The organism is Dyella sp., from assembly GCF_035486915.1.
Classification (GTDB): domain Bacteria; phylum Pseudomonadota; class Gammaproteobacteria; order Xanthomonadales; family Rhodanobacteraceae; genus Dyella_B.
The window spans coordinates 1-12,387 of the sequence record NZ_DATHMR010000214.1; the positions used below are offsets into that span (position 1 = coordinate 1).

The 12,387-nt window shown below is 58.9% G+C and carries 9 protein-coding genes; 1 reads left to right on the plus strand and 8 read right to left on the minus strand.

Going from position 1 to position 12,387, the window contains the following annotated elements; translation table 11 throughout:
• Window positions 1-2,007: acyltransferase family protein (locus VK725_RS17880; RefSeq protein ID WP_325319415.1), on the plus strand; the 2,007-nt coding region annotated here is incomplete at its 5' end.
• Window positions 2,008-2,035: 28 nt separating this feature from the next.
• Here the strand turns inward: VK725_RS17880 and VK725_RS17885 are convergent.
• From VK725_RS17885 to VK725_RS17920, 8 genes are all read right to left on the minus strand, one after another.
• Window positions 2,036-3,247 carry a DUF4105 domain-containing protein gene (locus VK725_RS17885; RefSeq protein WP_325319416.1) on the minus strand — a complete coding sequence of 404 codons (1,212 nt, stop codon included), beginning with the start codon at window positions 3,245-3,247 and terminating at the stop codon, window positions 2,036-2,038.
• Window positions 3,248-3,325: 78 nt separating this feature from the next.
• Entirely contained in the window at window positions 3,326-4,165 is an 840-nt protein-coding gene (locus tag VK725_RS17890) for an HlyC/CorC family transporter (RefSeq protein ID WP_325319417.1), read from the minus strand.
• Window positions 4,166-4,293: 128 nt separating this feature from the next.
• On the minus strand, window positions 4,294-5,808 hold the full coding sequence (locus VK725_RS17895) for an efflux transporter outer membrane subunit (protein WP_325319418.1): 1,515 nt from the start codon (window positions 5,806-5,808) through the stop codon (window positions 4,294-4,296).
• 14 nt (window positions 5,809-5,822) lie between these two features.
• Window positions 5,823-7,796: a glycosyltransferase gene (locus tag VK725_RS17900; RefSeq protein ID WP_325319419.1), complete on the minus strand. Its 1,974-nt coding sequence runs from the start codon at window positions 7,794-7,796 to the stop codon at window positions 5,823-5,825.
• On the minus strand, window positions 7,793-9,076 hold the full coding sequence (locus tag VK725_RS17905) for a hypothetical protein (protein WP_325319420.1): 1,284 nt from the start codon (window positions 9,074-9,076) through the stop codon (window positions 7,793-7,795). Before VK725_RS17905 ends, VK725_RS17900 begins: the two co-directional genes overlap by 4 nt.
• Before the next feature lie 23 nt (window positions 9,077-9,099).
• On the minus strand, window positions 9,100-10,245 hold the full coding sequence (locus VK725_RS17910; RefSeq protein ID WP_325319421.1) for an HlyD family efflux transporter periplasmic adaptor subunit: 1,146 nt from the start codon (window positions 10,243-10,245) through the stop codon (window positions 9,100-9,102).
• Window positions 10,246-10,856: 611 nt separating this feature from the next.
• Window positions 10,857-11,354 carry an rRNA maturation RNase YbeY gene (ybeY, locus tag VK725_RS17915; RefSeq protein WP_325319422.1) on the minus strand — a complete coding sequence of 166 codons (498 nt, stop codon included), beginning with the start codon at window positions 11,352-11,354 and terminating at the stop codon, window positions 10,857-10,859.
• Window positions 11,341-12,354, minus strand: a complete 1,014-nt coding sequence (locus VK725_RS17920; protein WP_325319423.1) for a PhoH family protein — start codon at window positions 12,352-12,354, stop codon at window positions 11,341-11,343. Before VK725_RS17920 ends, ybeY begins: the two co-directional genes overlap by 14 nt.
• Window positions 12,355-12,387: the final 33 nt, after the last annotated feature.

Below are 12,387 nucleotides of genomic sequence, written 5' to 3' on the forward strand. Positions count from 1 at the left end.
GGGGAGAGGTGCGAGTACCGACTAGGGTATCGAGGTGATATCGAGGGGCTTCGAGCCATCGCAGTCCTTTTTGTGATTGCCGTCCATGCTGGTGTGCCGGGGTTAAGTGGTGGGTTTGTTGGTGTCGATATTTTCTTTGTACTTTCCGGGTTCCTTATCACAGGGTTGCTGGTAAAGGAAATTACGCGCACCGGTACTCTGCAGTTCGCCGACTTCTACATCCGGCGCATGCGCCGTTTGCTTCCTGCTTTAACTTTGATGCTTCTGGGAAGCGGTGCGCTAGCATGGTTAATACTCGCTCCACTTGCACAGTTGCCGCAGGCGGCGGCGGGCGCTAGTGCTGCTGTATGGTTTAGCAACGTTCACTTTGCAGTTCAGAAGCTGGACTACTTTTCTCCAGGCACAGAAACCAACATTTTCTTGCATACCTGGTCTTTGGGTGTGGAAGAGCAGTTTTACTTGATCTGGCCAGCGCTTATCTATGTGCTATTGAGGCACGCAGACAAAGCACGAAGCGGCGCGCGATTGCGCGTATGCATGATATTAGTTTTGGTAGTTAGTCTGGTTGCCAGCATTTGGGCCACATACGCACTGCCGCAATTTGCGTTCTACATGATGCCTCTACGCGCATGGCAGTTTGCGCTTGGAGCACTCGTATGGGTCCAATCCCAGAACGACGCCGGTTGGCTGTCGCGTGTCATGCATAACGACGATATGCGTAGTGCGGCGGGTTGGCTCGGGCTGATATTGCTTTTTGCAACGTGCACACTGCTCGACGCGAACAGGCCTTACCCTGGGTTCTACGCGCTCCTCCCCACGCTGGGTGCGGCGTTGGTCATTGCGTCTGGGAGCAATGACGCAATGACGTCGGTTCAGAGGTGCCTGTCGTGGCACCCCATGCAGGCCATCGGGCGTATTTCTTATTCGTGGTATCTATGGCATTGGCCGGCGCTTTTGTTGGGCAATGCGTTGTTTGGTTCAAATGCGCCGATATACCGATTGGGGTTTGTAGCTTTCTCGTTATTGATGGCCGTTCTTTCGTATCGATTTGTCGAGTCGCCGATACGACATCAAGGTTGGTGGCTTGTTCATAAGCGGGTAACGGTCTATGGCGCAGCAGCGCTAGTTGCGCTTTGTATTATTGGGTCGTCGCAGTGGTATAGGCATGCGGGTGATCGGATAAATGATCCTGAGCAGAAGCGCATTGCCATGTCGCATGAAGACTCTCCGGTCATTTATGCTCAGGGCTGCGATGATTGGTACTCCAGTGCTCGCGTAAAAGTGTGTGCATTCGGTACGCCGAATGCACCGCACACTGCCGTGCTTTTGGGCGACAGCATCGCAGGTCAGTGGTTTCCGGCGGTGGTGAAGGTATTCGGCGGTGCTGATTGGCGTTTGCTCGTGCTGACCAAATCATCGTGTCCGATGGTTGATCAGTCGATCTTCTACGCGCGGATTGGCCGAATCTATAGTGAATGCACGACGTGGCGAAATGCTGTGTTGGCGTACCTTGCAAAGATAAAGCCGGACGTCGTTGTGCTGAGTTCGTTCCCTAACAACGCGCTAGCGCCTGAGCAGTGGGTGAGTGGCTCTCAGCGTGTGATGCAATCTCTAGGTGCGGTTGCGACAAACGTATATGTGTTGCGTGCCACCCCCCATTTGCCCTTGGATGGCCCCGATTGCCTGGCCGAATACGCGGGGCGCCCCAAGTGGTTGCCGCAAAACAATGGCGATTGCAGTTTCCCGTCGAAGGATAGTCAGGCGGACGCTATTTATATGTCCATACGAGAGGCAGCAAAGCCGTTCGGAAATGTCCATGTCGTGGATATGAGCGATGCGATATGTCCAGGCAGTATTTGTAATGCCGAAAGAAATGGGATGATCGTCTTTCGCGATTCACAGCACATGACGGCAACCTTTGCTGCTTCTCTTGCGCTAGCGCTTGGTGGCAGGCTTCAACTGGAACGAGAGCCTGAATCGGATGGGCACGCCAAAGCATCCAGATAGTTAACGGATCTTCTTTTTACGTTCGGTGTTAGTGCGAAGTTTTTCTTGATGTCCACGCCAAGGCGAGCCAGCAGGGCAGCGCAAACAAAATCCACGGTTGGTTTTGCTGTACGACGCCAGGTAGCAGGTGAAGCAGCAACGCGACGAGCAGTGCGGCAAGTTGCGCCATCAGCACGCCGTTCGCGAGGCGCGAAGGCTGGAGACGTCGGCGTGCGCACCATAGCGATCCGATAAGAACGAATGCCAGCGGATTGAACAGCAGAAGGTTTGCATTGGCCCACGCCGAGTGATGCTCGGTGAGGCTCCAGAGAATCAGCATCAGCAGGCCGGATAGGCCCGCAAAGATCAGGAAAAGACTGCCAAGCAACGCAAAGGCGAGCTTTGCGCTACGCCAGGCGATGACGATCAACGCAGCGAATATCAATCCTGCGATGCCCAGTGGCATGCGCAAGTCGGGCGCTGTATTCGGTGGGACATCCAGGCGATTGGGGGAGAGCACATCTTCGCTTTGCACCAGCGGATGTGTGCCGCCGTGTCCGTCGTCAATGGCAATCGCGCGGATATTGTTTTGTAGCGTTTCCGGAAGAAAGCTTTCTTTCCATGCGGAAAGCGGCTGATCGGCGTAAGGCCCGAGACCGAGATCCATGATAAGCATTAGCCACGGCTGCGCGCTCATCAGGCGCACGGTTTGCTGGCGATAGGTCATGCCGCCGGGGATCGCGGTCAGACGCGTTTTGATGATGCCACCCAGTGCGCGATCGAGCGCATCGCGCACGCGCGTGGTGCAGTTGTCGGCGTAGTAGTCGTAGTTGTAGCCGACATTCTCGGGGCGAAGATTCCAGAAGAGGAAATCGCGCAGCGCGGCAGCTTGATCGGGCGTCAGTGCAAGACGCTGGCGCGTGATCGAACGGCCGACTTGCCTGTAATAGTCTTCTTCGTCCGTCGTGGGTTCGGCGTCCATCAGGTAATGCATGCGGCCGCGCGCGAAGTTGAGAAAGAAGTTTTTCTCGTCGAAGTTGAACATGCCGTAGTTGAAGTCGACTTCTTCGCCGCTGACGGTATCGCGTAGTTCGATGGCGTCATGGCCGAAACGTTCCCAGTAGATGTCGCCCGGGCCGTACGTGATCAGCGAGACTTCGAGATTCGCGCCGGGCGCGTTCTCCACTTCCGCCAACGCGGGCACGCTCACGCTGCATAGAATCAGGGTAAGGAACAGCAGCAGGCGACCGGCGAGCGTCATGGGCGAAACCGTTGGAGGAAAGTACGTAGCTTATCGGGGAAGGGCGCGCCTGCCGATGACGGGCAGGCGCGATCTTGCTTAGCGGCGAACCACGCGGAACTGCTGTACGCGGCGGTCGTCGGATTGGGTGACGTGGAATTCGAAGTTGCCGATGGCGATCTGTTCGCCCACTTCCGGCAGATGACCGAATTCGGAAGTGGCCATGCCGCCGATGGTGTCGAACTCTTCATCGGAGAACGAGGCACCGATTTCTTCGTTGAAATCCGCAATTGGGGTGAGGGCATCCACAATCCACTCGCCGTCGGATTGGGCGTGCATCAGATCGGGCTCTTCCTCGTCGTCGTGCTCGTCATCGATCTCGCCGACGATTTCTTCCAGCACGTCTTCGATGGTGACAAGACCGGCGACACCGCCGTATTCGTCAACCACCAGCGCCATGTGGTTACGGCTGCGGCGGAATTCGGCCAACAGCACGTTCAGGCGCATCGATTCGGGAATCAGCACCGCTGGACGCAGCATCGAGCGGATGTCGAAGTCATGGCCGTTGCCGAAGTACTTCAGCAGATCCTTGGCGAGCAGGATGCCGAGGATGTCGTCCTTGTCTTCGCCGTGCACAGGGAAGCGGGAGTGCCCGGATTCCACCACGGCGGCGAGAATCTCGTCGAGGGGTGCGTCAACGTCGATCATGACGATCTGTACGCGAGGCACCATCACGTCGTCGACGTTGAGCTCGGTGACTCGCAGTGCGCCTTCCAGCATGGGAAGGGTATCGGCGCTAAGCAGGCCGTTGGCCTGGGCGGTTCGCAACTCGTCGATCAGTTCTTTGCGGTTGCGTGGCTCGCCGGAAAACAAATGGCCCAGTCGATCCCACCATTTTCGGTGGGCCGGGCCGCTGGTACTGCCAGGGTCCTCGTTCATTACGCGTGCGGGTGCAGCCCGTAGAGGGCGGAAGGTTCAGTTTAGCGGAAAAATCGTGACGGTTCCGGAACAAGGCCTTCTGGGAATGGGAAGCCCATCCCCGATTTACGCCTGCGGCCCGACATACTTTATCGGGCGGCGATGGCAGCCTGCCGCAGCGAAACGGCTCCGGATGGGGCATTGCCCCTGCCGTTCGAGGCCGAGACTTCACGCCAGCCGCCGCCCAGCGCCTTGTACAAATTGACCTGGTTGACCGCCTGATCCAGCTCCAGGCTGACCAGTTTCTCCTGGGCGTTATAGAGCGAGCGTTGGGCGTCCTGGGTGGCTAGATAGTCGTCCATGCCGTCCTTGAAGCGCTCCTGGGAGATGGTGTAGACGCGCTGCGACTGGTCCACAAGTTCTTGCTGGGCCTGTAGTTCCGGCACGATATGGTCACGCACGGCCAGGTTGTCGGCCACTTCGCGGAAGGCTTCCTGGATGGTTCCTTCGTAAGCGGCGACCGCTCCACTATCGCGGGCTTTGCTGGCGCTGAGTTCGTTCTCGTTCTTGCCCCAGTCCAACAGCGGCACGCTGCCGGAGACACCGGTGCTCCAGGCCGCCGAGCTGGCGCGAAATAGGTTGGACAAGCCCCCGCTCAGGGTGCCCAGCACGGCGGTCAGCGCGATATTGGGGAAGAACGCCGCGCGTGCGCGTCCAATATCGGCGTTGGCAGCGCGCAGTCGATCTTCCGCCGCAACGATGTCGGGGCGGCGATCCAGCAGCGAGGAGGGTAGGCCGGCCGGTACATCGGTCAACAATGGCGCTTGCCATGGACGCGGCGTCGCGTAGTCGGGTAGCACGGGTTGGCCGATCAGCACCGCCAATGCATCCATGTCCTTGGCGATGCGTATCTGCATGTCCTGCACGTCCACTTGCGCGGCGTCGACCTGCGTTTGGGAACGACGCATATCGAATTCCGACACGCCACCGTCGCGATAGGCCTTTTGCATCACGTTTGCGTGGCCGTTCTGATCGGCTTCGGTTGCTTGCGCCAATTGCAGCAGCGCGCGGTCCGCGTTGAGCGCCAGATAGGCATTGGCCACTTCGCCAATCAGCGCGATACGCGCGGCTTCGTAATCGGCTTCGCTGGCCTGGGCCAATTTGCCGGATTCGTGAGCGATGGCGCGTTGATGGCCGAAGAAGTCCAGCTCGTAGCTCGTCATGCCCGCCTGCACCTGATACGTATTGAACGTCGCCGCGCTGTTGCGGTTGTTCTCGATCGGACCGAGTAAGCCCGCAGCAGGCTCTTGCGTCATCGCAGGCAGGCGCTGGCGTCCGGCGTAGCCTTGCAGGTCGATTTCAGGGAACAGGCTGGCGCGCGTTTCGCCATAGTCGGCCCGTGCTTCGGCCATCTTGGCGGCGACGACGCGCAGGTCGCGGTTGTCGGTCAACGCAATCTCGATCAAGCGTTGCAGCACCGGATCCTTGAAGAACGCATGCCAGTCCATTTCGGCCGCATTGATCGATGCGGTACCCGATGTTGTGTCCGCGCTCGACGGATAACTGTTGGGCACAGGCATCGCCGGGCGCTGATACGTCGGCTCCATTGAGCAGCCGACCAGCGCGCAGCTGGCAACAGCGGCGGAAAAGAGCAGTGACTTCATAACAGTCTCCCGAATCATCGCGAAGGAAAGAGGGATACGCCGGCCATGCGCATCAGTTGCGCGAACGCGCGCAGCGGGTGGGCTTTCACGGCAATGTTGTGCGGTGCCTGGCAGAAGATCAGTTTGATCAGGCGATGCCGCGTTGCTTCATCCGGCTCGAACTGCACGCAAAGGCGGCATTTCCCCAAACGGCTGACTCGCGCAGGGACCCAGCCAACTTCCGGTACCGACACTTCCAACGCTTCGCCGACCGCCGGCATCGCCGGTCCGCCACGCAACGCGGCGCCGCCGAGTGAGATGTCGATAAATTCGCTGTGGCGCACATGGTGGCCTTGTCGCCAATGCGTCGCGCGGGTGAACGGAAAGCGCTCTTCCTGTCGAGGCCGCGGCAAGTCCACGCAGGCGGCAATGGCGGCCAGATCCAGCAACAGCGCAATCAGCGTCCACGCCAGATTGAAAATGATGCCGCCGCTCATCTGTGCGGTCATCACGGTATTCACCGCACCTGCGATCAGGAAGAGCATCAAGCCGATGAAGAAACCGGCGAGTTTCCAGTGCACGACTACCTTGCTGCGATCCAGGCCTTTGGCGGTGACCTTGAATGGACGTCCAAACGGACGAAAGCATGCGGAAATAATGGTCCTGGTCACTGCATAGGCGGCCACCAGCTGCGTCACCTCGGTAAAGATCGGTAGCGTCTTGCGTTCGGTGATCCACGGGCCGTAGAACCAGAATCCGACCAGTGCCGGCACACCGTAGAACATGAACTCCTCGGGCGTGGTGTAGAACGCGGCGATACCGAAGTACCAGTACAGCACTGGCGCAATCAGCATCAGCAGCAGGAACGGCTTGCCGATCCAGTGCAGCATGCCGTGCAGATAGTGCAGGCGGTCGATCAGGTTGTAACCCTCGCCGCGTAGCGGGCCGTTCTTCAGCAAGGCAACTTGCATGGTGCCAAGGCACCAGCGGCCGCGTTGGTTGATGTATTCGATCAGGCCCTCGGCGGAAAGGCCCACTGAGAGTCGCTCGTTGAGCCAGCGCGTGATGTAACCGCCTTTGCGCAGCACGTACGTCGTGTGGATGTCTTCGCAAACGCTGTCGGTAGGAAAACCGCCGGCCGCAGTGATCGCCTCGCGCGACACCACAAACGAAGTGCCCACGCAGAACGCCGAATCCCACGCGTCGCGTGACGGCTGGAAGACATCGAAGAACACCCGTTGTTCGTCCACCCAGCTATCGGTCGTGCCGAGGTTGTGCTGAATCGGATCGGCGTTGTAGTAGAACTGTGGCGTTTGCACCAGCGCCACGTTCTTTTCGCTGAACAGGCCCAGCACGCGGTAGAGAATGTTTTTCTGCGGCGCAAAGTCGGCATCCAGTACCAGGATGTATGGCGCATTGGTCACTTGCGCAGACAATCGCAGGCCGTTGTTCATGTTGCCCGCCTTCGCGTGGCGATTGTCCGGTCGGCGAGCGTAGTGCACGCCCATCCTTGCGCAGTAGTCGCGCAGCCAATCGCGCCGCGTGTCGTCCAGCACCCAGACATTGACATGCGGATAGTCGATGGCTTTCGCCGAGACGATGGTTTTTTCGAGAATCTGCAGGTCTTCGTTATAGGTCGCGATAAATACATCGACTGCCGGAACGTTGTTGCCAGCCTTGCGCAGTCGTGCTTCGCCCGCATCGGCGTAAGGACGCGAATCGCGCCGGCGCACCATCACCACAATGGTCGCGAGCGTGTACACAATGGAGATCATCTCGAACGCATAGAACACGTACGACCACACACTGGCGAAGCCATGCGTGGGGTCGGGCAGCGTTTCGGTGCTGCGCCATAGCGCATAGCGCAGCAATAACATGCCGGAAAATGCGCCGAATATCAGTCGAGCCCATGCGTGATGCGGATTCGTCAAGCGTGACATACCGAAACCGAACAGCACGGTCAGACCGAGCAATTGCAACACGTTCATCGTGTCGGCGGAGGAGATCATGGGCTGCTCTCCGCAAGTGTGTTGCCCGTGTTGGCGATCGGGCCGCCAGTGAAGGGGTTCCAACTCTTCGCGGCGATGGCTGCCCACGCGGTCGCACCCAGGTGCGGCTGGTGGTAGTAGAAGAAATCGGCATAGGTCGATGTGGGTCCGATCGCAAAATCGGTGCTGATGCGTGGCTGCGGCGTCGCGTAAAGCATGCCGTCGCCGCTACGCTGCGCGGCGATCACTTGCCATAACGCATCGGGTACGGGCTTGTTGCTTGCCTGCATCGCAGCGGCAACCTGCGCGCTGCCTTCGGTCCACATGCCATCGGGTTGACGCCGATAGCCGTAGCCGTCGCCGCTGCGATGCTGCGCATCGACCCACATCCAGACCTGATTCCATTCGGCGGGATGCGGATGGAAAGCGAGCAACGGCCACACCTGCGCATCCAGTCCGGATTTGTCGCGCGAAAGTGTCTTGCCATCGTCGAGCGTGCCTACGAGGAAACGATGTTGTTCGTCGTCCCACATGGCCTTGACGAAGCTGGATGCAACGTTCGCCTGTTGCGCAAGCGTGGCATCGGCACTGTCGCGGTTGGCCCAGGTAGCGGCCGCATAGATATCGATGTTGTGCTCGGTTGCTTTCCAGTGTTGTGCGCGCTGAGCGTTGTCGTAGCCGAACAGGCCCCCTTCGTAGGCAAACGGGGCTGTGCCTGATACGTGGGCTTGAATCCAATGCAACTGCGCGACGGCGGCATCCAGATAGCGCCGATCATGTGTGTTGTCATAAACGGTGAGCAGCAGTAACGCGGCCCACGCGACGTTGCCTGTGGCGGTGCCGACTTGGTACGGATCCTGGCTCCAGTAATTGCCCTTGCTTTGCCAATAGCCCGGCAGTTCGACTTTGTTGCCATCGATGACGCCGCCACGATAGGCATTGCGCAGTCGCCCATCCTTGAACGTGGGATCGTGCGCAGCAGCGAGCACGAACGCGTCGGCGATGCGTTTTGCCTGTGCGGGCTCTCCGCACGCGGTGAGGGCAATGCCGGCCAGTGCGTTGTCATAGACAAACGCCACGTTCTGGAGTGCGCGGGTCGACTCATCGCCTTGCTTCAGGCTCGGATAACTCGGCAGCAACATCGGGCCACTACCGGGTATGGCCGTCGCTGCCGAACGCAATGCCGCGCACGTGCCGTCGGCCAACTGCTGTTGTGCCGCTGAGGTGGCGTGCACCGGGGTCGATGCCATCGTCATGAAGATCAGGCCAATGCTCGTCGCGAAGTGCCATCGTCTGGACATGTCGGTCTCTCTTCGTCGATACGTCACATCAAACTCGCCGTTACGCTGCGGCCAGGCATGCAGGTGGGCGGTGCGGCATTGCTACGGTCGTTGTCCCACTGCGCGAGCGCGTAGACGGAACCGTCTTCGGCATACGGGAACGGTGCGCTGAAGCCATTCTGCATGGATTCGGTGGCCTTGGGCAGCAACTGCGTGATGTGTGCGTCGCGCGCTCGCGCGCCGTCATTGACGCGCACGCGCAACTCTGTGCCGATGTTCAGGCGAGATGCCATGCGTGCGGGAAACACCGCAACGACGTCGGTCTTGTTGCAGTCCGTCGCACGCACGAGCGTGGATCCGGCGCTAACTTGCGTGCCGACCGGTGCGACCACTTCTTGCGCCGTTCCTGCCGAATAGGCTTTGACGACATAGTCCGAGAGCGTTTGTACGCGACCTTGTTCGTGATCGATCAGCTGGTTGAGGTTGGCGAGCTGCGTGCCCAGTGCATCGGCTTGCGCTTCCTCGTCCTTGATGCTGTTTTGCAGATCGGCGCGGCGCTGCGACAGTTGCGGCAATTGACCGTTGCTGTCCTGACCGGCGGAAACGTAGATCCCCCGCTTTGCCGCATCGATGCCGGCACCTACGCTATCTGCGTTCTGATCCATCGCATCGGCTTCGCTGCGTGCAGCATCGGCTTCGGAGCGCGCTTGTTCTACCGCGGCTGCGCTGATCGCACCGTCGCGTTCAAGTGCCATGGCTCGCGCGTATTTGGCATCGAGTTCTTCCAATTTCGCCGAGGTGGCGTCTTGTTGTGCCTGGATAGACTCATACGTGCTTTGCAACTGACTGACGCTGGCTTGTTGATATTTTTTGTACTGTCCGTTGGTGTAGTCGAGCATGCGTTGATCGGCTTGCAAGTGGCTGCGCAGATCGTCTAGATGGCCTTGCAGTTCGAGCCGCTGGGTGAGCAGGGTGGTCAATGCATCGCGGGCCACCGTAGTGTTCTTTACGGTCGCAACAGGTTGTCCCGGCTGGATGGCTTGTCCGTTCTGCGCATACTGGGCGGTGACGGTGCCGCTGATCGGCGTGGTGATCAAAACGGCCGGCGCATTGAGAACGGCACGCGTCGCGCTGGTGGATACCCACGGCTCAAACAACGTGGTGAGCAACAGCCACCCGATGAATGCCATCAGGGCGTAGCCGGCAAGACGCGGCACGAACGCTAGCGGAGATTTTTTGGTTGGACTTATTTCGCGAGCGGGTATCGGTTGAGTTTGTGGTAGCGGGTCAGTGGGGAGTAGCTGATTTTTCAAAACACATCGCCTCTGTGGATTGACGTCGCGCAGACGCCTACACCCGTACGCCGAAGCGGGGCGGAAGAAAAAGCACATCTCATATCGAGATGGCGCAACAGATTTGCTTATGTCCGACGCGCAGAAGGCTTACATGCCGCGAGCCGTCGTTATGACGGGTCCTGATTGATGCGCTGCGTCAGCGTCGAACACGTAAAGAAATAGTTGGAACGCCATGAACCGACGCTGTCTTCAACAACGTAAGTGCGCTAATCAGTTAGATTTGAGTTCAAAAAATGAATGTGCTTCATTTGATGCATACATATCTTCGACAATGGGTCGACAGACATATCGCATGTAACTGGCGCATTGCAGCACGTTGTGGTGCTAAGTGATTGATAGTCATCTATGGAGGATGACATGCCACGGTCATGCGAGATGAAGCGATGAAACGCATACGTTTTCATTGCGCTGCACGTCACCATGAATAGCGACGTGACGTTGAACGCCTACACGTCGTGTTCGACCGCGTAAGGATCGGCGATGCCGAGTTTGGCGAGAATACGTCTTTCGAGCGTTTCCATCGCTTCAGCTTCCGTATCGTCGATGTGATCGTAGCCCAGCAGATGCAGGATGCCGTGCACGGTCATATGCGCCCAGTGGTCGCGTGCACGCTTGCCTTGTTCGACCGCTTCGCGAGTGACTACCGGCGCGCAGATCGCCAGGTCGCCGATCAACGGAAGCGTCACGCCTGGCGGTAGCTCCACCGGAAACGACAGGACGTTGGTGGCGTAATCTTTGTCGCGATAGTCGCGATTGAGGCGCCGGCCTTCGCGTGTGCCGACGATACGGATCGCCAGCTCCGCCGGCTTGCGTCGCTTGGCGCCCGTGAGCGCGGCATCTGCCCAGCGGCGAAAGCTCAGTGTCGACGGCAAGCCCGTGCGTGCCACGCCGTAATTGACGTGAACAACGTGCGAACGTAAAGCGGTCTTCTTACCTGGCGTCATTTCCCGGTTTTCCCGTTGCTTGATCGGCATTGGTCGATTCCTCAAAGGCCTCGTACGCACGCACGATTTTAGCGACCAGAGGATGACGCACGACATCGCGCGAGGTAAAGAAGGTGAAGCTGATGCCTTCCACGCCACGTAACACTTCGACGGCGTGGCGCAGACCCGAGCGTACATGGCGGGGCAGGTCGATCTGGCTGACGTCGCCGGTGATCACCGCGACCGAGCCGAAGCCGATGCGCGTGAGGAACATCTTCATCTGCTCGACGGTGGTGTTCTGCGCTTCGTCGAGAATCACGTACGAATCGTTGAGCGTGCGACCGCGCATGTAAGCGAGCGGTGCGATCTCGATCACATTGCGCTCGATCAGCTTGGCGACTTTTTCGAATCCGAGCATTTCGTAGAGCGCGTCGTAAAGCGGACGCAGATACGGGTCCACTTTTTGCGATAAATCACCGGGAAGAAAGCCGAGTTTTTCGCCAGCTTCCACCGCAGGACGAACCAGCAGCAAACGTTGCACGCGATTGGCTTCGAGTGCTTCGACCGCACTGGCTACAGCAAGATATGTTTTGCCGGTGCCAGCGGGGCCAACACCGAAGCTGATGTCATGTGTGGTGATCGCGTGCAGGTAACGTGCCTGATTCGGACCGCGCCCTTTGATGACGCCGCGCTTCACCTTGATGGCGACTTCCTGTGCGCTCTCGGCGGCACCTTCGGTAATCGCATCGATACCGGAATCGGCGAGCTGCAGATTGATCTTCGCACCCGTCAGCGACTCGTTTTCGGTCGCTGCGTAAAGTGCCTTCAGCACTTTCTCGCCAGCGCGTGCGGCGCCTTCTTCTCCGATCACCTGAAACAGGTTGCCGCGGTGATCGATTTCCACGCCCAGGCGCAATTCCACCTGACGCAGATGTTCGTCGAACGGGCCGCACAAGTTGGCGAGCCGGGCGTTGTCTTCCGGATCGAGGGCGAAGTCGCGTTGATTCAGGCCGTTGGTCATGGAGTCATGTCGAATTGCGTGAGTTGATACGTC

What these genes read in the sequence shown, in the direction of transcription:
- VK725_RS17885 (WP_325319416.1), bottom strand. Translation starts at nt 3,247, where the DNA reads ATGACGCTCGCCGGTCGCCTGCTGCTGTTCCTTACCCTGATTCTATGC.
- VK725_RS17890 (WP_325319417.1), bottom strand. Translation starts at nt 4,165, where the DNA reads ATGAACGAGGACCCTGGCAGTACCAGCGGCCCGGCCCACCGAAAATGG.
- VK725_RS17895 (WP_325319418.1), bottom strand. Translation starts at nt 5,808, where the DNA reads ATGAAGTCACTGCTCTTTTCCGCCGCTGTTGCCAGCTGCGCGCTGGTC.
- VK725_RS17900 (WP_325319419.1), bottom strand. Translation starts at nt 7,796, where the DNA reads ATGATCTCCTCCGCCGACACGATGAACGTGTTGCAATTGCTCGGTCTG.
- VK725_RS17905 (WP_325319420.1), bottom strand. Translation starts at nt 9,076, where the DNA reads ATGTCCAGACGATGGCACTTCGCGACGAGCATTGGCCTGATCTTCATG.
- VK725_RS17910 (WP_325319421.1), bottom strand. Translation starts at nt 10,245, where the DNA reads ATGGCATTCATCGGGTGGCTGTTGCTCACCACGTTGTTTGAGCCGTGG.
- ybeY (WP_325319422.1), bottom strand. Translation starts at nt 11,354, where the DNA reads ATGACGCCAGGTAAGAAGACCGCTTTACGTTCGCACGTTGTTCACGTC.
- VK725_RS17920 (WP_325319423.1), bottom strand. Translation starts at nt 12,354, where the DNA reads ATGACCAACGGCCTGAATCAACGCGACTTCGCCCTCGATCCGGAAGAC.